This window comes from Roseococcus pinisoli, from assembly GCF_018413645.1.
Classification (GTDB): domain Bacteria; phylum Pseudomonadota; class Alphaproteobacteria; order Acetobacterales; family Acetobacteraceae; genus Roseococcus; species Roseococcus pinisoli.
In genome coordinates this window covers 559,566-580,295 of record NZ_JAHCDA010000003.1, presented here as the reverse complement: position 1 = coordinate 580,295, position 20,730 = coordinate 559,566, and the positions used below count along the sequence as shown (strand labels likewise).

Annotated in this window: 15 protein-coding genes; 3 read left to right on the top strand and 12 right to left on the bottom strand. The window is 67.7% G+C overall.

Annotation, left to right across the window (positions count from 1 at the left end; all coding sequences use genetic code 11):
• Window positions 1-4: 4 nt before the first annotated feature.
• Window positions 5-3,502: a DNA polymerase III subunit alpha gene (gene dnaE / locus KHU32_RS17760; RefSeq protein ID WP_249681276.1), complete on the bottom strand. Its 3,498-nt coding sequence runs from the start codon at window positions 3,500-3,502 to the stop codon at window positions 5-7.
• Between the two features lie 172 nt (window positions 3,503-3,674).
• Between dnaE and KHU32_RS17755 the strand changes: the two genes are divergently transcribed.
• Window positions 3,675-5,084 carry a carbohydrate porin gene (locus KHU32_RS17755; protein WP_213671485.1) on the top strand — a complete coding sequence of 470 codons (1,410 nt, stop codon included), beginning with the start codon at window positions 3,675-3,677 and terminating at the stop codon, window positions 5,082-5,084.
• Window positions 5,085-5,151: 67 nt separating this feature from the next.
• Here KHU32_RS17755 and KHU32_RS17750 read toward each other — a convergent pair whose 3' ends face one another.
• Window positions 5,152-6,591 carry an NAD-dependent succinate-semialdehyde dehydrogenase gene (locus tag KHU32_RS17750; protein ID WP_213671484.1) on the bottom strand — a complete coding sequence of 480 codons (1,440 nt, stop codon included), beginning with the start codon at window positions 6,589-6,591 and terminating at the stop codon, window positions 5,152-5,154.
• Between the two features lie 173 nt (window positions 6,592-6,764).
• Between KHU32_RS17750 and KHU32_RS17745 the strand changes: the two genes are divergently transcribed.
• Both KHU32_RS17745 and KHU32_RS17740 read left to right on the top strand, forming a co-directional pair.
• Entirely contained in the window at window positions 6,765-7,742 is a 978-nt protein-coding gene (locus KHU32_RS17745; protein WP_213671483.1) for a Bug family tripartite tricarboxylate transporter substrate binding protein, read from the top strand.
• Between the two features lie 24 nt (window positions 7,743-7,766).
• On the top strand, window positions 7,767-8,651 hold the full coding sequence (locus tag KHU32_RS17740) for a DMT family transporter (protein WP_213671482.1): 885 nt from the start codon (window positions 7,767-7,769) through the stop codon (window positions 8,649-8,651).
• 8 nt (window positions 8,652-8,659) lie between these two features.
• Here KHU32_RS17740 and KHU32_RS17735 read toward each other — a convergent pair whose 3' ends face one another.
• The 10 genes from KHU32_RS17735 to nuoL form a co-directional block, all read right to left on the bottom strand.
• Window positions 8,660-9,340: an ABC transporter ATP-binding protein gene (locus tag KHU32_RS17735; protein ID WP_213671481.1), complete on the bottom strand. Its 681-nt coding sequence runs from the start codon at window positions 9,338-9,340 to the stop codon at window positions 8,660-8,662.
• Window positions 9,333-10,583 carry a lipoprotein-releasing ABC transporter permease subunit gene (locus KHU32_RS17730; RefSeq protein WP_213671480.1) on the bottom strand — a complete coding sequence of 417 codons (1,251 nt, stop codon included), beginning with the start codon at window positions 10,581-10,583 and terminating at the stop codon, window positions 9,333-9,335. The genes KHU32_RS17735 and KHU32_RS17730 overlap by 8 nt, the downstream gene beginning before the upstream one ends.
• Before the next feature lie 22 nt (window positions 10,584-10,605).
• Window positions 10,606-11,934, bottom strand: a complete 1,329-nt coding sequence (gene proS / locus KHU32_RS17725; RefSeq protein WP_213671479.1) for a proline--tRNA ligase — start codon at window positions 11,932-11,934, stop codon at window positions 10,606-10,608.
• 384 nt (window positions 11,935-12,318) lie between these two features.
• The gene (locus KHU32_RS17720; RefSeq protein WP_213671478.1) at window positions 12,319-12,579 is read right to left on the bottom strand and encodes a DUF1467 family protein; all 261 of its coding nucleotides are present in this window, start codon (window positions 12,577-12,579) and stop codon (window positions 12,319-12,321) included.
• 122 nt (window positions 12,580-12,701) lie between these two features.
• A complete protein-coding gene (locus KHU32_RS17715; protein WP_213671477.1) occupies window positions 12,702-14,336 on the bottom strand; it encodes a ribonuclease J in 1,635 nt (544 codons plus the stop codon).
• Between the two features lie 26 nt (window positions 14,337-14,362).
• Complete coding sequence (locus KHU32_RS17710) at window positions 14,363-15,157, bottom strand: type III pantothenate kinase (RefSeq protein WP_213671476.1); 795 nt, start codon at window positions 15,155-15,157, stop codon at window positions 14,363-14,365.
• Complete coding sequence (locus tag KHU32_RS17705; RefSeq protein WP_213671475.1) at window positions 15,141-15,881, bottom strand: biotin--[acetyl-CoA-carboxylase] ligase; 741 nt, start codon at window positions 15,879-15,881, stop codon at window positions 15,141-15,143. The genes KHU32_RS17710 and KHU32_RS17705 overlap by 17 nt, the downstream gene beginning before the upstream one ends.
• The gene (nuoN, locus tag KHU32_RS17700) at window positions 15,878-17,299 is read right to left on the bottom strand and encodes an NADH-quinone oxidoreductase subunit NuoN (protein ID WP_213671474.1); all 1,422 of its coding nucleotides are present in this window, start codon (window positions 17,297-17,299) and stop codon (window positions 15,878-15,880) included. The genes KHU32_RS17705 and nuoN overlap by 4 nt, the downstream gene beginning before the upstream one ends.
• The gene (locus KHU32_RS17695; protein ID WP_213671473.1) at window positions 17,299-18,813 is read right to left on the bottom strand and encodes an NADH-quinone oxidoreductase subunit M; all 1,515 of its coding nucleotides are present in this window, start codon (window positions 18,811-18,813) and stop codon (window positions 17,299-17,301) included. The genes nuoN and KHU32_RS17695 overlap by 1 nt, the downstream gene beginning before the upstream one ends.
• Before the next feature lie 3 nt (window positions 18,814-18,816).
• Window positions 18,817-20,727, bottom strand: coding sequence for an NADH-quinone oxidoreductase subunit L (gene nuoL / locus KHU32_RS17690; RefSeq protein WP_213671472.1), 1,911 nt, complete (start codon window positions 20,725-20,727; stop codon window positions 18,817-18,819).
• Window positions 20,728-20,730 lie beyond the last annotated feature (3 nt).

The following is a 20,730-nucleotide window of genomic DNA, read 5'->3' as shown; positions in this document are numbered from 1 at the left end:
CTTCTCACACTTCCTCGACGCTCGCCACGCCCGGGAGCAGCTTCATCGCCTGCATGACGCGCGGCGAGACGTTCCAGCGTTCCTTCAGCGTGATCTCCACCTCCTGCCCGGCGCCGAGGCGCGGCACGAGGCTGACACGCCCCTTCCCTGGCCCGTCCCGCTCGAGGAGCTTGCGGATGTCGGGGGCCGCGGTCGCGGCGTCGAGGAAGATGCGCATCCCCTGCCCCACGCCGGCCGCCGCCTTCTCCAGGCTCTCGATGTCCTGCGCCGTGAGCCGGAGGGCCTCGCCGTCCAGACGCGCATCGGCGGTGACGAGCACGGCGGTGCCCTCCTCCATCAGCTCGCGGGAGCGGTTCAGCACCTCGCTGAAGAAGGTCACCTCGAAGCTGCCGGTCTGGTCGGAGAGGCTGAGCCAGGCCATGCGGCTGCCGGTGCGGGTATTGCGCTCCTTGCGCGACGTCACCGTGCCCGCGAGCTTGAGGCGCGTGGCGCCGTCGCGGGCCCGATCGGCGATAAGGGCCGAGGGCGTCGCGCCCAGCCGCCGCAGCGCGCCCTTGTACTCGTCGAGCGGATGGGCGGAGAGGTGGAAGCCCACCGCCTCCGCCTCGAAGGCCAGCTTGTCCAGCTGCGGCCAGTCCAGCGCCTCGGGCAGGCGCAGCATGGGCGGCCCCTGCTCCACCTCGCCGAAGAGGCCGATCTGATTGCTGTTGCGATCCTCGGCACTGGCCTGGGCGCGGCGCAGCACGGTCTCGGCCCCGGCGACGAGCCGGGCGCGGTTGCTCTCCAGCCCGTCAAAGGCCCCCGCCTTGGCGAGGTTCTCCAGCTGCATCTTGTTGAGCAGGCGCGGATCCACGCGGGCGGCGAAATCGGCCAGGCTCGTGAAAACGCCGGTCTCACGCCGCGCGGCGACGAGTTCGCGCATGGCCTGCATGCCCACGCGCTTCACGGCCGCGAGCGCGAAGCGGATGGCCTGGCTGTTCCACCCGGTCTCGGCCGGGGCGGGTTCGCCCGAAGGTAAAGGGGGCTTCGGCGGGGGCGACCACTGCTCGATGCTGAACTCGGCGTCGCTGCGATTGATGTCGGGCGGCAGCACCTTGATCTTCAGCCGGCCCGCCTCCTGCATGTGCGAGGCGAGCTTGTCGGTCTTGTCGAGGTCGAGCGTCATGGAGGCCGCGAGGAAGGCCACCGGATGGTTCGCCTTCAGCCAGGCCGTGTGATAGGCGACGAGCGCATAGGCGGCCGCGTGCGACTTGTTGAAGCCGTAATTCGCGAACTTCTCCATGAGGTCGAAGACCTCGCCGGCCTTGTCCTCCGGCACGCCGTTCTTCGCGGCGCCTTCCGCGAAGATGGCGCGCTGCTGCGCCATCTCGGCCATGTTCTTCTTGCCCATGGCGCGGCGCAGGAGGTCGGCGCCGCCGAGCGAATATCCCGCCATGACCTGCGAGATCTGCATCACCTGCTCCTGGTAGACCATGATGCCGTAGGTCTCGGCCAGGATCTCGTGGATGCAGGGATGCGGGGAGTTCCACTTCTCGCCGTGCTTGCGCGCGCAATAGGCCGGGATGTTCTCCATCGGGCCCGGACGGTAGAGCGAGACGGCGGCGATCAGATCCTCGAAGCGGTCGGGGCGCATAGAGCGCAGGCAGTCCCGCATGCCCTGGCCTTCGAACTGGAACACGCCCGCCGCATCGCCGCGCGCCAGCATCTCGTAGGTTCGCGTGTCGTCGAGCGGCACGGCCGCGAGGTCGACCTCGATGCCCTGGGCCTTCAGCAGCTCCACCGCGCGCTGCAGCACCGTCAGCGTCTTGAGGCCGAGGAAGTCGAACTTCACGAGGCTCGCCTGCTCGACGTACTTCATCGAGTACTGGGTGATGAGCGAGGGCGAGCGCGGGTCGCGGTAGATGGAGGTGATGTCGATCAGCGGCCGCCGCCCGATCACCACGCCGGCCGCGTGGGTCGAGGCATTGCGGTAGAGCCCCTCCACCTGCAGCGCCGTCTCCAGCAGCTTGGCGATGTTCTCGTCGGTCTCCTGCATCTCCTGCAGGCGCGGCTCGCCCTTGATGGCGTCGCCCAGCGAGACGGGGTTGGCGGGGTTGTTCGGGATCAGGCTCGCGATCTTGTCGACCTGGCCATAGGGCATGCCCAGCACGCGGCCCACGTCGCGCACGGCCGCCTTGGCCTGCAGCTTGCCGAAGGTGATGATCTGCGCGACCCGCTCGGCGCCGTATTCGCGGCGCACGTAGTCGATCACCTCGTCGCGGCGCTCCTGGCAGAAATCGATGTCGAAGTCCGGCATCGAGACGCGCTCGGGGTTCAGGAAGCGCTCGAAGAGCAGGCCGAAGCGCAGCGGGTCGAGGTCGGTGATGGCCAGCGCCCAGGCGGCCACGGAACCCGCGCCCGAGCCACGGCCCGGCCCCACGGGGATGCCCTGCTCCTTCGCCCATTGGATGAAGTCGGCAACGATCAGGAAGTAGCCCGAGAAGCCCATCTTATCGATGACGCCGAGCTCGTATTCCAGGCGCTCGGCATGCACGGGGGGCACGCCATCCGGGAAGCGCTTGGCCAGGCCTTCCCGCGCCATGGCGGCGACGGTCTCGGTCTCGGTGCTGCCCGGATGGACCTTGGGGCAGATGGGCAGCTCGGGCTTCTTGCTCTCCGCCATGACGGCGCACATGCGCGCGATGGCCAGCGTGTTGTCGCAGGCCTCCGGCAGGTCGGCGAAGAGGGCGCGCATCTCGGCCGCCGGCTTGAACCAGTGATGCTCGGTCACGCGGCGGCGATCGGCCTCGGCGACCATGCGGCCCTCGGCGATGCAGAGCAGCGCGTCGTGCGCGAGGTGCATGGAGGACTTGGCGAAATAGACGTCGTTGGTGGCGACGATCGGCAGCGCGGCCTCGTCGGCCAGGCGCAGCAGGCCGGGCTCGATGGCCTGCTGACGCTCGGTCAGGTGGCGCATGAGCTCGACGGCGAGGCGGTCGGGGAAGGCCTCGCGCAGGGTGTGGAGGAAGGCCTTGCCGGCGTCGCGCCGGCCTTCGACGATGAGGCGGGAGAGCGGGCCCTGGTCGCCGCCCGTCATGAGGAAGATGCCGGGGGCGTTGTCCAGGAGCTGCCGCAGGGTCAGCGCGGGCTTGCCGGAGACGTCGTCGTTCAGCCAGCCGAGCGAGGAGAGGCGCTGGAGGTTGATCCAGCCCTCGGCGTCCATGGCCAGGGCCGTCACGGCATCGGCGCCGTTGCGCAGGGCCTCGGGGCGCTCCTCGCCGGTCGCGGCGCGGGAAAGCCAGAGCTGGCAGCCCATGATCGGCTGGATGCCCTTGCCCGAGCAGTATTGCGCGAATTCGAGGGCGCCGAAGAGGTTCGCGGTGTCGGTGAGGGCGACGGCGGGCATGCCGGCTTCGAGGGCCAGGGCCGGGAGCTTGTCGGCCTTGATGGCGCCTTCCGAGAGTGAGTAGCTCGAATGGGTGTGGAGGTGGATGAAGGACTCGGCCATGAGCGATTGTAGCATGGGTGCGGGCTGCCGCCCGACGCGGCCGGCAGGCATTCTCCCACGGAATGCCTGCTGTGCGGGTGTCTAACCCATGCTCACGGGACGGCCGCAATTTTTGAGCGAAACTGTCATTTCCAGATACTAAAGGGCACGGCGCATCAGGTGGGGAATGCTCTTGGGTAAGCGCGCCGTGGCCGTCGACAAAATTTCCCCTCGCGGCGCCATGCCCGCCTTGCTTCGTGCCCTTCTGTGCGTGCTGCTACCGCTCCTCCTGCCCCTCGGGGAAGGCGCGCAGGGGCAGATCGAAGAGCGTGGCCCACGCTCGGACGGTCCCACCACCTCCAACCTGCGCTACACCCTGCCAGGCGGTGGCGACCCCTTCGGCATCGTCCAGAGCCTTTCCAACCGGGGCATCGAGCTCCGCCTCTCCTACATGACCGATGTGCTCGGCAACGTGCAGGGCGGACAGCGGCGCGGCTGGGTGAACCAGGGCCTTCTCGAGCCCTCCCTCCAGGTGGATTTCGAGCGACTGGCGGGCATCACCGGGCTGAAGGGCTACCTGAACGGCTTCTTCATCCACAATACCGGCCGCATCCGGCGCGACTACGTGGGCGGCGTGAACACCATCGGCGCCATCGAGGCGATGCCGCGCATCCGCCTCTCGGAGGTGTGGCTGGAGCAGAGCCTTCTCGATGGTGCGATTCGACTGCGCGCGGGCCAGCTCGCGGCCGATGTGGAGTTCCTCTTCTCCGACCTGTCGACGATGTTCCTCCAGAGCGACTTCCCGACGATATCGGCCCTCAACCTGCCGGGCGGCGGGCCGGCCTTCCCGCTCGCAACGCCCGGCGCGATGGTGGCGGTCCGGCCGAGCGCCGGCTTCGACCTGAGCGCCGCGATCTTCGACGGCAATACGGGCCCGCCGCAACGCGGCGTCGATGACCAGGTGCGAAGCCGGTACAACACCAACTTCCGTGTGCTCGACCCCGCTCTCCTTTTCGCCGAAGCGCGATGGCGCCGGAACCAGGAGCCGAACGCGCCCGGCCTCGCCCGCACACTGAAGCTCGGCGGCTGGGGTCATCTCGGGCGGTTCGAGGATCTGCGCTTCTCTGTGGACGGCTCGCTGCTCGCCAACCCCGCGAGCAGCGGCGTGCCGCTGCGCCGGCGCGGCACCTGGGGGCTCTACGGCATTCTCGACCAGCAGCTGTGGAGGCCCGAGGGCGGCGATGCGCTGTCGGGCATCTCGGTCTTCGGCCGCGTCACGATCGCGCCGCAGGACCGGAGCACCATCGGCTTCTACGCCGATGGCGGCATCGTCTTCGCCAATCTCGTGCCGGGGAGGCCCCACGACCGCTTCGGGGTGGGCTTCGTCTTCGCCCAATACGCGCAGGCCGCGCGCGACTTCGACCGCGACGTCGCACGGCTGTCGGACGGCCCGTCGCCGCGTCGCAATTTCGAGGCGAATCTGGAACTGACCTATCTGGCGGAGATCCACCCCGGCTTCGACCTGCAGCCGGTCGTCACCCATATCTGGAACCCGAGCGAGACGCCGGGCGGGCGCAATGCCCTCGTCGTCGGCTTCCGCACCCGCATCCTCTATTGAGGGGGGCCAGGGCCAAAAGCCCTGGCCGGGAGAGTTTGAGAGGGGCTGAGCCCCTCTCAAGTCACGCTCAGAGCCCGAACTGGCTCACGAACTTCACGTTCAGGTAGGCGTCGATGGCCTCCGAGCCACCCTCGGTGCCGTAGCCGCTGTCGCGCACGCCGCCGAAGGGAACCTCGGGCAGCGCCAGACCGAGGTGGTTGATCGTCATCATGCCGACCTCCACGCCCGCCGCGAGCTGCTGCGCCGTCTTGCCGCTGGTCGTGAAGGCGTAGCTGGCCAGGCCGAAGGGCAGCCGGTTCGCCTCGGTCACCACCTCGTCCAGCGTCTTGAACGAGCGCATCAGCGCCACGGGGCCGAAGGGCTCCTCGTTCATCGCGCGCATGTCGGTGGTGGCGCCCGTGATGACCGTCGGCTCGAAGAAGTAGCCCTTGTTGCCGATGCGGTTGCCACCCGTCGTGATCTCGGCGCCCTTGCTGCGGGCGTCGGCGATCAGCGTCTCCATGACCGGCACGCGGCGCTCATTGGCCATCGGGCCCATGGTCGTGCCCTCGGCCAGGCCGTCACCGACCTTGATCGTCTTGGCATGCGCGGTGAAGCTGGTGACGAACTGGTCGTACACCTTCTCCTGCACCAGGAAGCGCGTGGGGCTCACGCAGACCTGGCCGGCGTTGCGGAACTTCGCCATGGCAAGCGTCTTGGCCGCGAGCTCCACGTCGGCGTCGTCGAAGATCATCGCCGGCGCATGGCCGCCGAGCTCCATGGTGACGCGCTTCATGTGCTGGCCCGCCATCCCCGCCAGCATCTTCCCGATCGGCGTGGAGCCCGTGAAGGTCACCTTGCGGATGGTCGGATGGGCGATGAGGTAGGAGCTGATCTCGCTCGGCACGCCGTAGACGAGGCCGATCACGTCGCCGGGAATCCCGGCGTCGAGGAAGCACTTGATGAGCTCGGCCGGGGAGGCCGGCGTCTCTTCCGGCGCCTTCACGATGATGGAGCAGCCCGCCGCCAGCGCGGCGGAAAGCTTGCGCACCACCTGGTTGATCGGGAAGTTCCAGGGCGTGAACGCCGCCACGGGGCCGATCGGCTCCTTGATGGCGAGCTGGTAGATGCCCTCGCCGCGGGCCGGGATCACCTGGCCGTAGGTGCGGCGGGCTTCCTCGGCGAACCAGTCGATGATGTCGGCGCCCGCGAGCACTTCCATCTTGGCCTGGTCGAGCGGCTTGCCCTGCTCCAGCGTCATCAGGCGGGCGATGGCGTCGGCGCGGCTGCGCAGCAGGTCGCCGGCCTTGCGCATGACCTTCGAACGGTCATAGGGCGCAACCTTGCGCCACTTGGCGAAGCCGCGCTCCGCCGCGTCCAGCGCCGCGTCGAGATCCTTGATCGAGGCATGGGCGACGGTGCCGACCACTTCCTCGTTGGCGGGGTTCAGGACGTCGATGCGCCGGCCGCCATCGGCATCGCGCCATTCGCCGGCGATATGCAGCTGAACGTTGGGGTATTCGGCCATGTGGGGGATTCTCCTATTCTCGCGGGAGGGTGGCTCAGCCTGAGATGAGTTGCAATGCGCCCCCATCAAGCCTCGGCACGACTTTGGCACAAAGCGCATGGCTTTCCGGATCCCCTGGCCTGCCGCCGCGGGAGAGCTTAGTTTTCCGAAAACGAAACGTCCGGGAGAATACGGTGCTTACACGGCGATCGGCGCTGTCCGTCCCCTTCGCGATGCCGGCGCTGCATCGTGCCGCCGCCGCACCCGGCGATGCGGGAGATTTCCCGAGCCGCCCCGTCCGGGTGATCCTGCCCTATGCCGCCGGCGGTCAGGCGGACACGATCGCCCGCGTCATGCAGCCGCGGATGAGCGAGGCGCTCGGCCAGCCGGTGGTGATCGAAAACCGGACCGGCGCGGGCGGTTCGATCGGCGGCGGGATCGTCGCCGCCTCGCCGCCGGATGGCTACACGCTGCTCTTCGACGCTGCCTCCTTCCTCATCGTGCCGCTGGCCGTGCGCGGCCTGCCCTTCGACTACGAGACGGCCTTCGCGCCGGTCGGCCTTGTCGCCGAGCAGCCCTATGTGCTGGCGGTGTCGCCCTCGATGGGCGTGTCGGACCTGGCGGGTTTTCTCGCCGCGGCACGGGCGGGCAGCGAGCCCATCGCCTATGGCACGCCGGGCATCGGCAGCATTGGTCATCTCGCCGGCGCGCTGCTCGCGACGCGGGCGGGAATCCAGCTCGAGCATGTGGCCTATCGCGGCGGCGCAGACGTCTCGCGTGACATGGCGGCGGGCACGCTGCGCATGGGTATTCTCAGCTACAACTCGATCGGGCCCCTGGTGCAGGACGGCCGTGCGCGGGCGCTGGGCGTGACCAGCGGCATCCGGCGTGGCGACCGCCGTATCCCCACCATCGCGGAGAACGGCTTTCCGGGCTTCGAGGTCACGAGCTGGACCGGCGTCTTCGCCCGCGCCGGCACGCCGCCGGCGATCCTGCACAAGCTGGCTGCGGCCTGTAACCACGCCACCGCCGACGCCACGGTACGCGAGCGCCTTATCGCCATCGGCAGCGAGGCGACGGAGGCGCAGCCCGAGGCCTTCGCCGCGCGGCTCGTCACCGAGCGCGAGGTGGTGAAGGGGATCGTGCGCGAAGCCAGGATCGTCTTTCAGTAGGGCCGGCCTGTCCTTCTAACCGGCATGCCCGATCCCTCGCCCCAGGCCCGAAGGCTCGGCCTCCTTCTCCTCGTCGTGACCACGACGGGCTGGGCGCTGAACTGGCCCGGCATGAAGATCCTGCTGCGGGAATGGCCGCCGCTGGCCTCGCGCGGCGTGGCGGGGGTGGCGGCCGCGCTGATCCTGGCCGCGCTGGCCTGGCGCGCCGGCGAGACGCTGCTGGTGCCGCGCGAGGCCTGGCCGCGGCTGCTCTTCGCGAGCTTCACCAATGTCGTGGCCTGGATGGGATTCGGCACGCTCTGCATGGTGTGGCTGCGCGTCTCCGAGGGCGCGCTGCTCATCTACAGTATGACGCTCTGGGCGACGCTCCTCGCCTGGCCGATCCTGGGCATACGCCCGGCGGCGCGACAGATCTGGGCGCTGGTGCTGGGCTTCTCCGGGATCGCGGTGCTGCTGGGCGGTCAGGGTTTCGCACTGGGGCCGGAGCGGCTGCCGGGCGTGGCCTTCGCGCTGGCGGCGGCGGTGCTCTTCGCGCTGGGGACGGTGCTGAACCGCAAGCCGCTGCCGATCTCGCCGCTGGCCTCGGCGGCGTGGCAGGTCGGGCTGGGGTGCCTGCCGATGCTGGTCTTGGGGTTTCTGTTCGAGGCGCCGCGATGGGGGGCGCTGTCCGCGAACGGATGGGCGGTACTGGCCTATATGACGCTGGTGCCGATGGGGCTCTGCTACGTCACGTGGTTCGAGACGCTCAGGCGCCTGCCGCCGGCGGTGGCGTCGATGGGGACGCTGCTGGTGCCGCTGATCGGGGTGATCTCCGCCAGTCTGGTGCTGGGAGAACCGCTGGGGTGGCGGGAGGGAGTGGCGATGGTGCTGGTCCTGGGCGGGGTGACGCTGGCGTTGCGGAAGGCGTGACGCCGGCCTCAGCCGGCGGCGATCTTCCCATCCTTCAGCGTGACCACCCGGTCCATCCGCGCCGCCAGCGCCGGGTTATGCGTCGCGATCAGCGCCGCCAACCCACGGTCCCGCGCCTCGCGCAGCAATTCGGAAAACACCAGCTCCGCCGTCGCGACGTCGAGGTTGCCCGTCGGCTCGTCGGCCAGCAGCACCTTCGGCGCATTGGCCAGAGCGCGCGCGATCGCCACCCGCTGCTGCTCGCCGCCGGAGAGCTTGCCCGGCCGGTGATCCAGCCGCTCGCCGAGCCCGAACTGCTTCAACAGCTCCTCGCCGCGCGCCTTGGCTTCCGGCCGGCCCACCCCGGCCGCCAGTTGCGGCAGAACCACATTCTCCAGCGCGGAGAATTCGGGCAGCAGGTGATGGAACTGGTACACGAAGCCGATCGTGTTCCGGCGGATGGCCGTCCGCGCGTCGTCCGACAGCGTGCCGGCGGCCTTGCCCTCGACGAAGACCTCGCCGCCATCCGGCCGCTCCAGAAGGCCCGCCAGATGCAGCAGCGTCGACTTGCCCGTGCCCGAGGGCGCGACCAGCGCGACGATCTCGCCGGCCTGCAGGGCCAGCTCGGCGCCCTTCAGCACGGCCAGCGTCCCCGCCTCGGTCTTGTAGCGCCGCTCGACGGCCCGAAGCTCCAAAGGCACGCTACTCATTGCGCAGCATCTCCACGGGGTCGGTCTTGGCCGCGCGCCAGCTGGGATAGATCGTCGCGAGCAGCGCCAGCGAGAGCGCCAGCCCCACGACCTGGCCCACCTCGTTCCAGTTCAGCACGGCCGGCAGCTGGGTGAGGAAGTAGATCTCGGCGCTGAACAGTTCCTGCCCGATGATCCATTGGACGAACTGGCGGATGCTCTCAATGTTCTCGCAGAACAGCACGCCCAGCACGAAGCCGGCGAAGGTCCCCAGCACGCCGATCCAGGCGCCGCACATCAGGAAGATGCGCATGATGGAGCCGCTGGTCGCGCCCATCGTGCGCAGCACCGCGATGTCCTTGCCCTTGTCCTTCACCAGCATGATCAGCGTGGAGATGATGTTGAAGGCGGCCACGATGATGATCAGCGTCAGGATCAGGAACATCACGTTCCGCTCCACCTGCACCGCGGCAAAGAAGCTGCTGTTGGAATCCTGCCAGTCGATGATGCGGACCGGCTGCGTCAGCGCCGCGCGGATCTCGCGGTTCACCGCGCGCACCCGCGTCGGATCCTGCACGAAGACCTCGACCTGCGTCGCGGCATTGCCCGTCTGGAAATAGATCTGCGCGGCGGGCAGCGGCATGAAGACGTAGGTGCTGTCGTATTCGTTCATGCCCACTTCGAAGAGCGCCACCACCGTATAGGCGCGCAGCCGCGGGATGGTGCCGATCACCGTCGCGCGGCCCTGGGGGCTGATGAGCGTGATCTTGTCGCCGACGTTCAGGCCGAGCCGGTAGGCCAGCCGCGTGCCGATGGCGACGGCGTCCTCCCCCTGGAACTGGTCCAGCGAGCCAGCGCGGATGTTGTTCGCGATGATCGCCTTGGCCCGCAGGTCCTCGGGCCGGATGCCGCGGGCGAGGCCGCCCGTCGCCGAATTGCCCTCGCCAGAGAGCAGCACCTGCCCCTCCACGATCGGCGTGGCCGCGACCACGCCGGGCACGCCGCGAATGGTGTTCGTGATCGCGTCGAAGTCACGCAGATTGCCGCGGTCGGCCGCGTAGATGCCCATATGGCCGTTGAGGCCGAGGATGCGTCCGAGCAGCTCCTGCCGGAACCCGCCCATCACCGACAGCACAATGATGAGCGTGGCCACGCCCAGCATGATGCCCACCAGCGAGAAAGTTCCGATGATGGAGGTGAAGCGGTCGCTCTTGCGCGACATGAGGTAGCGCATCGCGACGGTGCGCTCGAACGTTCCGAACATCAGGCGATCCGGCCCGTCTGCTTCACGCTTCGGCGCCGGGGCGAAGCAGCTTCGCCAGCGCTTCCTCGATCGGAAGCTCCTCGCGCTCGCCGGTCATGCGCCGCTTGAGCTCCACCTTGCCGGCCGCCGCGCCGCGCGGGCCGACAATGACCTGCCAGGGGAAGCCCATGAGGTCGGCATCGGCGAACTTCACGCCCGCCCGCTCGGAACGGTCGTCGTAGATCGCGTCGTCCGGCAGCGCGGCGTGCAGCTTCTCGCAGATCGCGTCGCAGGCGGCATCGCCGGTCTTGAGGTTCAGGATCGAGACCTTCCAGGGCGCGACGGCGTCGGGCCACTTGATGCCGTTCTCGTCGTGATTAGCCTCGATCAGCGCGGCCACGAGGCGCGAGACGCCGATGCCGTAGCTGCCCATCTGCGGCACCACCGGCTGGCCGTCCGGCCCGGCGACGGAAAGGCCCATCGGCTCGGAATACTTCGTGCCGAAGTGGAAGATGTGCCCCACCTCGATGCCCTTGCCCTCGCGGCGGCTCGCGGGATCGACGGCGGCCCAGGCGACCTCGTCGTGCATCTCCTCGGTGGCGGCGTACATCGAGGTCACCTGCTCGAAGAAACCCTCGAGGGCGGGGACGTCGTCATAGCCGAGGTCGCTGCCGGCCCAGTCCTGCCCGTCGAACTTCGCGTCGTAGAAGACGGCGCTCTCGCCCGTCTCGGCCAGGATGATGAATTCGTGGCTGAGCTTGCCGCCGATGGGGCCGGTGTCGGCGCGCATCGGCACGGCCTTCAGCCCCATCCGCTGGAAGGTGCGGAGATAGGCCAGGAACATCTGGCGATAGGCGTGCTCCGAGCTCTCCTTCGTCAGGTCGAAGGAGTAGGCGTCCTTCATCAGGAACTCGCGCCCGCGCATCACGCCGAAGCGCGGGCGCACCTCGTCCCGGAACTTCCACTGGATGTGGTAGATGTTGCGCGGCAGGTCGCGATAGCTCGTCGCGTAGCCCCGGAAGATGTCAGTGATCATCTCCTCATTGGTCGGGCCGAACAGCATCTCGCGGTCGTGCCGGTCCTTGATGCGCAGCATTTCCTTGCCGTAGTCATCATAACGACCGGACCGCTGCCACAGATCCGCGGGCTGGATCGTCGGCATCAGGATCTCCTGCGCGCCGGCACGATTCTGCTCCTCGCGGATGATCTGCTCGACCTTGCGCAGGACGCGGAGGCCTGCCGGCAGCCAGGCATAGATGCCGGCCGAAGTCTGGCGGATCAGCCCGGCCCGGAGCATCAGCCGATGGGAAACGATCTGCGCCTCAGCGGGCGTTTCCTTCAGGGTGGGCAGGAAGGCACGGGTCAGACGCACGATGATCCTCGTCGATTCAATCGGGCGCGGACCCTAGCGGAGAAACTGACCCGCCGATACCGGCGGCGGCGAGACGCAATAATGCTGCGCCGCACAATAACGAGACCTACAAATATGTCTTGAGTTGTCCGGGCGAATACCCTAGAAAAAAAGAAGGGCCACCCCCGGTAGGGAGCGGCCCAAGTTTAGGGAGGAAACGCCAGTCACACGGCAGAAAGAGGAACATCCTCTTTCTAAAACAAAGATTGCCGCAAAGCCCCTTCAAGGCTCAATGCCAAAGGAAGCTACAGACGGCGAAAAAAAGGGCGTTCAGTCAATGGATGCCCAAAATGCAGGCGACACCCCGAGGAAACTCAGGTTGTCGCCTTTTCTTTGTGCAGATCGTCAGTCCGGAATGGACAGCCAGGGATCGCGGAAGCTGATCCAGTTGCTCTCAATGAGCAGATAGACGCCCAGCCAGATGACCGCCGAGACGAGCGTGGTGATGATCGCCTTCTGCAGGATCCGCGGCTGCGCCGGCGTACCGCGCCAGCCCCCCACCGCGGGATCGCCCTTTGCGTCCGGACGAACCCCCAGAGGCAGGACGGCGAAAAGCGTTGTCCACCAGATAAGGGCGTAGACGACCAGGCCCAGAAACCAACCCATGCTCGTACTCCTGGAGGCTGCCCCTCCAACTCCCGGCAGGAAATCCGGTTCCCACCTTGCCCTGGAATCGACCCGGCCGGCGGGTCAGCCCGCCGGCGGTCGCTTTCCGAAATCCCGCCGGGTCAGACCCGGAGGAGATGCACCTCGACATTGGGGCGCTTCTTCAGCCGCCGCCCCACCGCCTTACGGAGAACGGCCCGCGCCGCTTCGGTCAGGGCGTCGTCCTCCTTGCGGAGGCCCTTTGGCAATTCGCCGACGCCGCGCGCCAGCTCATCCGCGAGCTGGATCGGCTCGGGCCCATCTGCTTCGAACAGGCCCGGCGCCGAGACCCTGGGGCGACCCACGAGCCGCCCGGCCTCATCGACCGCGAGGCTCGCCACGACGACGCCGTTGAACAGCATGCGCTTGCGCGCGCCGAGGACGCCGCCATCCACGGGCAGCAGCCGGTTTCCGTCGACCGCAAGCCGTCCAACGGGCACGCTGTCGACGATCTTGGGCTTGCTGCCGGAGAGGCGAAGGATGTCGCCATCCTCCACCAGGAACGGCTCGGCCCCGCATTCCTGCGCGAGGTCGGCATGCTGCGACAGGTGCCGCCACTCGCCATGCACCGGCACCGAGAATTTCGGCTTCACCAGGGCGTAGAGGCGCTTCAGCTCGTCGCGGGCCGGGTGTCCGGACACATGGACCGCATGGTCGTCCGCCGTCATGACACGGCAGCCGGCGCGGGTCAGTTCATCCTGCACAAGCAGGATGCCGCGCTCGTTGCCCGGGATCATCCGGCTCGAGAAGATGACCGTGTCGCCCTCGCCGAAGGAGATGTTCGGATGGGTATCGGCCGCAATCTTGGCCAGCGCCGAACGTTCCTCGCCCTGGCTGCCGGTGCAGATGACGAGGATCTCGTCATCCGGGTAGCGGCCGGCCTCCTCCTCGGTAACGAAGTCATCGACGGCGTCGAGGTAGCCGCACTCCCGCGCCGAGGCGACGGCATTGCGCAGCGAACGTCCGAACAACGCCACCCGGCGGCCCGCCGCCTGACCCGCCAGCGCGATGGATTCGACGCGAGCGAGGTTGGTGGAGAAGCAGGTCACCGCCACGCGGCCCTTCATGCCCTTGATCAGGGCATTCAGGTTGCGTCGCACCTCCGCCTCGGAGCCGGAATGCCCCTCGACCATCGCATTGGTGCTGTCGCAGACCATGGCCAGCACGCCCTCCTCGCCCAGGCGGGCAAAGGCGGCCTCGTCGGTCGGCGGGCCGATCAGCGGGTGCGGGTCGAGCTTCCAGTCGCCCGTGTGCAGCACCGTGCCGTGCCGGGTGCGCAGCACCACGGCGCTGGCCTCGGGCACCGAATGGGTGACGCGGAGGAATTCGAGGTCGAAGGGCCCGACCTTGCGGCGGCCCGGCAGCGGCACGGTGTCGATCTCGACATCATGGCCGAGGCCGGCCTCCCCCAGCTTCCGCCGGAGCACCGAGGTCACGAAGGCCCCGCCGATCACCGGGCAGCGGAGCTGCGGCCAGAGATGGGCGACGGCGCCGATGTGGTCCTCATGCGCATGGGTGATGACGAGCGCGAGCAGATCGCCGCTCCGCTCCGCCAGCCACGCCGGATCGGGCACCATGACCTCGACGGCCGGATTCTCCGGGCCTCCGAAGCCGATGCCGCAGTCGATGGCCAGCAGCTTGCCGTCACAACGATAGACATTGAGGTTCATGCCGATCTCGCCCGTGCCACCGAGCGGGATGAAGGCCAAATCGTCCATATTTTCTTTGGGGGTTTCTCTGAGGGTCACAAAAGGTCTTTTGCTGAGATGGGGGCGGGGTTGCGCGATGCCAACAGGCGCAGCCCCTCGAGCGTGATGTCCAGGTCGATCCGTTCGATCTGTGTCGTCCCCTCGGCGAGGAGGGGGGCGAGACCGCCGGTCGCGATCACTTTGATTTTCGGGGTTTCGGCTTCCTCGCGGATGCGGGCGACGATGCCCTCGACCATCCCTACATAGCCCCAGAAGATGCCCGACTGCATGGCCGAAACGGTATTCCGGCCGATGGCCGATTGCGGCCGGCCGATGCCGATGCGCGGCAGGCGCGCGGCCGCGCGGTGAAGTGCCTCGATCGAGAGATTGATCCCGGGGGCGATGACGCCGCCAAGGTAGGAGCCCTCTTCATCCACGACGTCGAAGGTCGTGGCGGTGCCGAAGTCGATGACGACCAGCGGCCCCCGGTAGTGGTGATGCGCTGCCAGGGCGTTCAGCAGGCGATCGGCGCCCACCTCCTGCGGCTGGTCGACCTTGATCTCGAAGCCCCAGTCCAGGATGGAGCGCGCCACGAGCGGCTCCGTGCCGAACCAGTCACGGCACAGCCGGCGGAGGTTGTAGAGCGCGGCCGGCACCACCGTGCCGATCACGCAGCGCGTGACGTCGGACGGCTTGAGGCCGGAATGCTGCATGAGGGTAAGCAGCCACACGGCATATTCGTCGCTGGTCCGGTCGGCACGCGTCGCGATGCGCCAGCGCCCACGCCACTCCGTGCCGTCATGAACGGCGAAGACGACGTTGGTGTTGCCGGCATCAATGGCGAGAAGCATGCCCGTCCCCGATTACCTCGCCCGTGTGGATGATCCGCGGGCCCTTGGCCGTGGCGAGACGCAGCCCACCATCCTCGGCGAGGCCTTCGTAGCTTCCTGTCAACGGATTGTCGCCCTGCCGGACGGTCAGGACTGTCCCGCGCGGGGGGCCACGCTCCTCCCAGGCGGCGAAGACCGGCGCGAAGCCCTGCGCGTCCCGGAGCGCCTCCCAATGGGCCAGCCGGCCGAGCAGGGTCGCCGCGAAGTCCTCGGGCGGGATGGGTCCCAGCCAGGTCACCGCCCGCCCTTCGACCGGGGGAGCGTGGGAGAGGTTCACGCCGATGCCCAGGACGAGATGCGCGATGCCTCCCGCCGAATCCAACGCCGCCTCGGCGAGAATCCCGGCCAGCTTCGCCTCCCCTTCAAGAAGGTCGTTCGGCCATTTGAGACGGAAGGAGCGACCGGGCGCATGATGGCGGGCGGCGTCATGCAGCGCGACGGCCGCCAGCAGCGCATGTCCGCCGATCTCGCGCGCTGGCCCGGGCGGGCGCAGCAGGACGGAGAGATGAAGATTGCCGGGTGTCGACTGCCACACCCGCCCTGCCCTGCCCCGCCCCTGCGTCTGCTGGCGGGCGAGCACGGCGAGGCCTGACGCCTCCCCCTGCTCCGCCAGCTCGACAGCCAGGGTCTGGGTGCTGGGAAGGCTGTCGTGAATGCGGAGCCGCCAGCCGGCGGGCAGGCTCACCCGATGATCGCCGCGACCGCGTGCCGTGCCGCGTCGAGCAGCATCGCCGGGAAGAGGAAGAAGAACAGGGTGAAGAGCCCCGTCCCCGCCAGCACCACCGAGACGCCAGCCGGGCGGACGTCGAAGCCGGCCACCGGCGCGTCGAAGTACATCACCTTCACGATGCGCAGGTAGTAGTAGGCCGAGACCACCGACGAGAGCACGCCGATCACGGCCATCGTCCAGAAGCCCTGCTCGATCGCCGGCAGCAGCACGTAGATCTTGGCGAAGAAGCCCGCGAGCGGCGGGATGCCCGCCATCGAGAACATGAAGATCGCCATCGCCAGGGCCATCGCGGGATCCGTCCGGCCGAGGCCGGCCAGATCGTCCACCGCCTCCACCGCACGGCCGTTGCGGCGCATGGCGACGAGCACCGCGAAGGCGCCGATGTTCATCGCGATGTAGATCGCCAGATAGACGACGACGCCGCGCAGGCCGGCCTCGCCGCCCACGGCCAGGCCCATCAGGATGAAGCCGACATGGCCGATGGAGGAATAGGCCATCAGCCGCTTCACGTTCTTCTGGCCAATCGCCGCGAAGGCGCCGAGCAGCATGGAGAGGATCGCGGTCAGCACCACGATCTGCTGCCACTGGCTGACGACCTCGCCGAAGGGATCCGTGAGCACGCGGACCAGCAGCGCCACCGTCGCGACCTTGGGGGCCGAGGCGAAGAAGGCCGTCACCGTCGTCGGCGCACCCTCATAGACATCGGGCGTCCACATGTGGAACGGAACCGCCGCCAGCTTGAAGGCCAGGGCCGCGATCACGAAGACGATGCCGACGATGACGCCGGCGGTCACGCCGGCCTCGGCCGACAGCGCATCGGCCAGACGGTCGAAGTTCGTCGTGCCCGCGAAGCCATACACCAGCGACGAGCCGTAGAGCATCATGCCCGAGGCGAGCGAGCCCAGGATGAAGTACTTCAGGCCCGCCTCGGCCGAGCGGGGATTGTCGCGGTCGAAGGCGGCCAGAACGTAGAGCGGCAGCGAGAGCAGCTCGAGCCCGAGATAGAGGCTCATGAGGTCGTTGGCCGAGATCATCACCATCATGCCGACGGTGGAGAACAGGACCAGGATCGGGAATTCGAAGCGGTTCAGCTTCTCCTTCTCGTTCCAGTCCAGCGCCAGCAGCAGGCTGAAGGCCGCGGCGGCGAGCGCCAGCAGCTTCATGAAGGCCGAGAAGTCATCAGCGACGTACTGGCCGCCGAAGGCCGTCCCCTTCTGCTGGGAAAGGATCAGCACCCCCGTGCCCACGAAGGCCGCGATGACGGCCATGGTGCAGGCGAGCGAGGTGTCCTTCTTCGGGATCACCCCGAAGACGAGGATGGCGAGCCCGCAGACGGACAGCACCAGTTCCGGAAGGGCGAGGGTCCAGTTCATCAGAGGCCTGCCAGTCGAGACGCGGCACCGATCGCCGCCTGGTGCTGCTGCACCATCTGCGCGACCGTCACCGAGAAGAAGGAGAGGAAGGACTGCGGATAGATGCCCATCCACAGGGCCAGGACGATCAGCGGCGCGAAGATCGCGTATTCCCGCGCCTCCATGTCGAGAAGCGCACGGACGTCGTCCTTCGTGATCTTGCCGAAGGCGACACCGCGATAGAGCGTCAGCATGTAGCAAGCGCCCAGCACCATGCCCGTCGCGGCGCCGAGGGCGATCCAGGGGTTCACCGCCCAGGCGCCCAGGATCACCAGGAACTCGCCCGGGAAGCCTGCCGTGCCCGGCAACGCGATGCTCGCCATGGTGAAGAGCATGAAGACCATGGCGTAGCCCGGCATGACCTTGGCGACGCCGCCGTAGCGCGCGATCTCACGCGTGTGCAGGCGGTCATAGACCACGCCGACGCAGAGAAAGAGCGCGCCGGAGACCACGCCGTGCGAGAGCATGGTGAAGAGCGCACCCTCGATGCCCTGCTGGTTGAAGGTGAAGATGCCGAGCGTGACGATGCCCATATGGGCGACCGACGAATAGGCGATCAGCTTCTTCATGTCCTGCTGCGCCAGCGCCACGAGGCTGGTGTAGACCACAGCCACGATGCTGAGCACGTAGATGAAGGGCGCGAAATAGGCGCTCGCCTCCGGCAGCAGCGGGATCGAGAAGCGCAGGAAGCCGTAGGCGCCCATCTTCAGCAGCACGCCCGCCAGGATCACCGAGCCCGCGGTCGGCGCCTCGACGTGCGCGTCGGGCAGCCAGGTGTGCACCGGCCACATCGGCACCTTCACCGCGAAGCTCGCGAAGAAGGCGAGGAACATCCACACCTGCATGTTGAAGGGGATGTCGAACTCGGAGAGCTCGGGGATGCTGGTCGTGCCGGCCTGGAACCACAGCGCGATGATCGCGAGCAGCATCAGCACCGAGCCGAGCAGCGTGTAGAGGAAGAACTTATAGGAGGCGTAGACGCGCCGGGGGCCGCCCCAGATGCCGATGATCAGGAACATCGGGATCAGCACGGCTTCGAAGAAGATGTAGAAGAGCATGAAGTCGAGCGCGCAGAACATGCCGACCATCATCGTCTCGAGGATGAGGAAGGCGATCATGTACTCGCGGACCCGGTTCTGCACCGAAGTCCAGGAGGCCAGGATGCAGAGCGGCGTCAGCAGCGTCGAGAGCAGGACGAAGAGGACGGAGATGCCGTCCACGCCCATGATGTAGCCGATGCCGAAATCCGGCAGCCAGCTGACCTGCTCGACGAACTGGTAGTCGGCCGTGGTCTTGTCGAACTGCGCCCAGAGGATGAGCGACAGCAGGAAGGTGACGAGGCTGGTCCAGAGCGCGGTCCAGCGCGCGTTGCTGGCGACCACCGCCTCGTCGCCGCGCACCATCATGATGATGAGCACGCCGACGAGCGGCAGGAAGGTGACCAGCGAGAGGATCGGGAAACCCGCGGCGTTCATGGGTCAGCGCCCCATCAGAAAGAGGGTCACGAAGACCACGAGGCCAATGATCATGGCGAAGGCGTAGTTTGCCACCCTGCCCGTCTGCAGCCGGACCACGCCGCGCGCCGTTCCGGCGGCGAGGCTCGCCGCACCGTTGGGCATGCCGTCGATGATGCGGGTATCGCCCACCTGCCAGAGCTGGCGCGCGAGGCGCTTGGCGGGCTGCACGAAGATCGCGTTGTACAGCTCGTCGAAGTACCACTTGTTCAGCAGGAAGCGGTACAGGCCCGGCACGGCCGCCGCGATCCTGCCCGGCACCTTCGGGAAGAAGCCGTAGAGGATGATGGCGAGCACGATGCCGCTCACCGCCACCGTCAGCACCAGCGTCGGCACCCATTCGGGCACGTGGTGCATGGCTTCCATCATGTGCTTGGACGGCAGGTTGAAGATCGCGCCGTTCCAGAACCGCACATATTCGTCGCCGATGAAGTAGGGCGCGAAGATCATGCCGGTCAGCACCGCGCCGCAGGCGAGCAGGATCAGCGGGATGAGCATCACCGCCGGGCTCTCATGGACATGGTCCATGGTGTGCTTGTCGGCGCGCGGCGCGCCATGGAAGGTCAGGATCAGGAGGCGCCAGGAGTAGAACGCCGTCAGGAAGGCGGCGAGGATGCCGCAGATGAAGGCATACATGCCGACTGCGCTATGCGCACCGAAGGCGCCCTCGAGGATCGCGTCCTTCGAGTAGAAGCCGGCGAAGATCGGAATGCCGGCCAGCGCCAGGGAGCCGATCCACATCACCACGTAGGTGACGGGGATCTTCTTCCAGATGCCGCCCATCTTCCGGATGTCCTGCTCGTCGGACATCGCATGGATGACCGAGCCCGCGCCCAGGAACAGCAGCGCCTTGAAGAAGGCGTGCGTGAAGAGGTGGAACATCGCCGCCTGGTAAAGGCCCACGCCGGCGGCGAAGAACATGTAGCCGAGCTGCGAGCAGGTCGAGTAGGCGATGACGCGCTTAATGTCGTTCTGCACGCAGCCGATCGTCGCGGCGAAGAGCGCGGTGGACGCGCCCACGACGGTCACGACCGAAAGCGCGAAGGGCGCGTATTCCATAATCGGCGACATGCGGCACATCAGGAAGACGCCGGCCGTCACCATCGTCGCCGCGTGGATCAGCGCGGAGACCGGCGTGGGGCCCTCCATGGCGTCCGGCAGCCAGGTGTGCAGGCCGAGCTGGGCCGACTTGCCGCAGGCGCCGCCGAAGAACAGCAGGCCGATGAGCTCCAGCGAGGGGATGCCCATGAAGGTCACGTCCACCTTCGAGGAGGCGGCGGCGAAGATCGTGTCGAAGTCGAGCGAGCCGAAGGTGAGGAAGGTCAGCGCCATGCCCAGCATGAAGAAGACGTCGCCCACGCGGTTCACGATGAAGGCCTTCATCGCCGCGGCATTCGCGCTCTCGCGGTCATACCAGTAGCCGATGAGCAGGTAGCTCGCGAGGCCCACGCCCTCCCAGCCGAAGAACAGCTGCACGAGGTTGTCCGCCGTCACCAGCATCAGCATCATGAAGGTGAAGAGCGACAGGTAGGCAAAAAAGCGCGGCGGCGTCGCGTCATGCGACATGTAGCCGATCGAATAGAGATGGATCAGCGTGGAGATGAAGGTCACCATCCCCACCATGATCGCGCTCAGCGTGTCGTAGCGGAGCGACCAGGCGAATTCGAGCTCGCCCACATCCATCCAGGTGAAGAGCGTGACGGTGGCCGGCTGGCCACCCATCGCGACCTGCCAGAAGCTGAGCGAGCCGCAGATGGCCGCCAGCACCATGCAGATCACGGTCGACCACATCGCGGCCTTCACGCCGATCCAGCGGTTCAGGAAGCCGCTGATGCAGGCGCCCAGCAGCGGGAAGAATACTGCGCCGACGAACATCGG

Bases quoted from the DNA above. Each gene is read 5' to 3' on its own strand.
- KHU32_RS17695 (WP_213671473.1), bottom strand. From the start codon at position 18,813: ATGAACGCCGCGGGTTTCCCGATCCTCTCGCTGGTCACCTTCCTGCCG.
- dnaE (WP_249681276.1), bottom strand. From the start codon at position 3,502: ATGCTACAATCGCTCATGGCCGAGTCCTTCATCCACCTCCACACCCAT.
- KHU32_RS17715 (WP_213671477.1), bottom strand. From the start codon at position 14,336: ATGGACGATTTGGCCTTCATCCCGCTCGGTGGCACGGGCGAGATCGGC.
- KHU32_RS17710 (WP_213671476.1), bottom strand. From the start codon at position 15,157: ATGCTTCTCGCCATTGATGCCGGCAACACCAACGTCGTCTTCGCCGTT.
- KHU32_RS17730 (WP_213671480.1), bottom strand. From the start codon at position 10,583: ATGTTCGGAACGTTCGAGCGCACCGTCGCGATGCGCTACCTCATGTCG.
- nuoL (WP_213671472.1), bottom strand. From the start codon at position 20,727: ATGTTCGTCGGCGCAGTATTCTTCCCGCTGCTGGGCGCCTGCATCAGC.
- KHU32_RS17750 (WP_213671484.1), bottom strand. From the start codon at position 6,591: ATGGCCGAATACCCCAACGTTCAGCTGCATATCGCCGGCGAATGGCGC.
- nuoN (WP_213671474.1), bottom strand. From the start codon at position 17,299: ATGAACTGGACCCTCGCCCTTCCGGAACTGGTGCTGTCCGTCTGCGGG.
- KHU32_RS17740 (WP_213671482.1), top strand. From the start codon at position 7,767: ATGCCCGATCCCTCGCCCCAGGCCCGAAGGCTCGGCCTCCTTCTCCTC.
- KHU32_RS17735 (WP_213671481.1), bottom strand. From the start codon at position 9,340: ATGAGTAGCGTGCCTTTGGAGCTTCGGGCCGTCGAGCGGCGCTACAAG.
- KHU32_RS17720 (WP_213671478.1), bottom strand. From the start codon at position 12,579: ATGGGTTGGTTTCTGGGCCTGGTCGTCTACGCCCTTATCTGGTGGACA.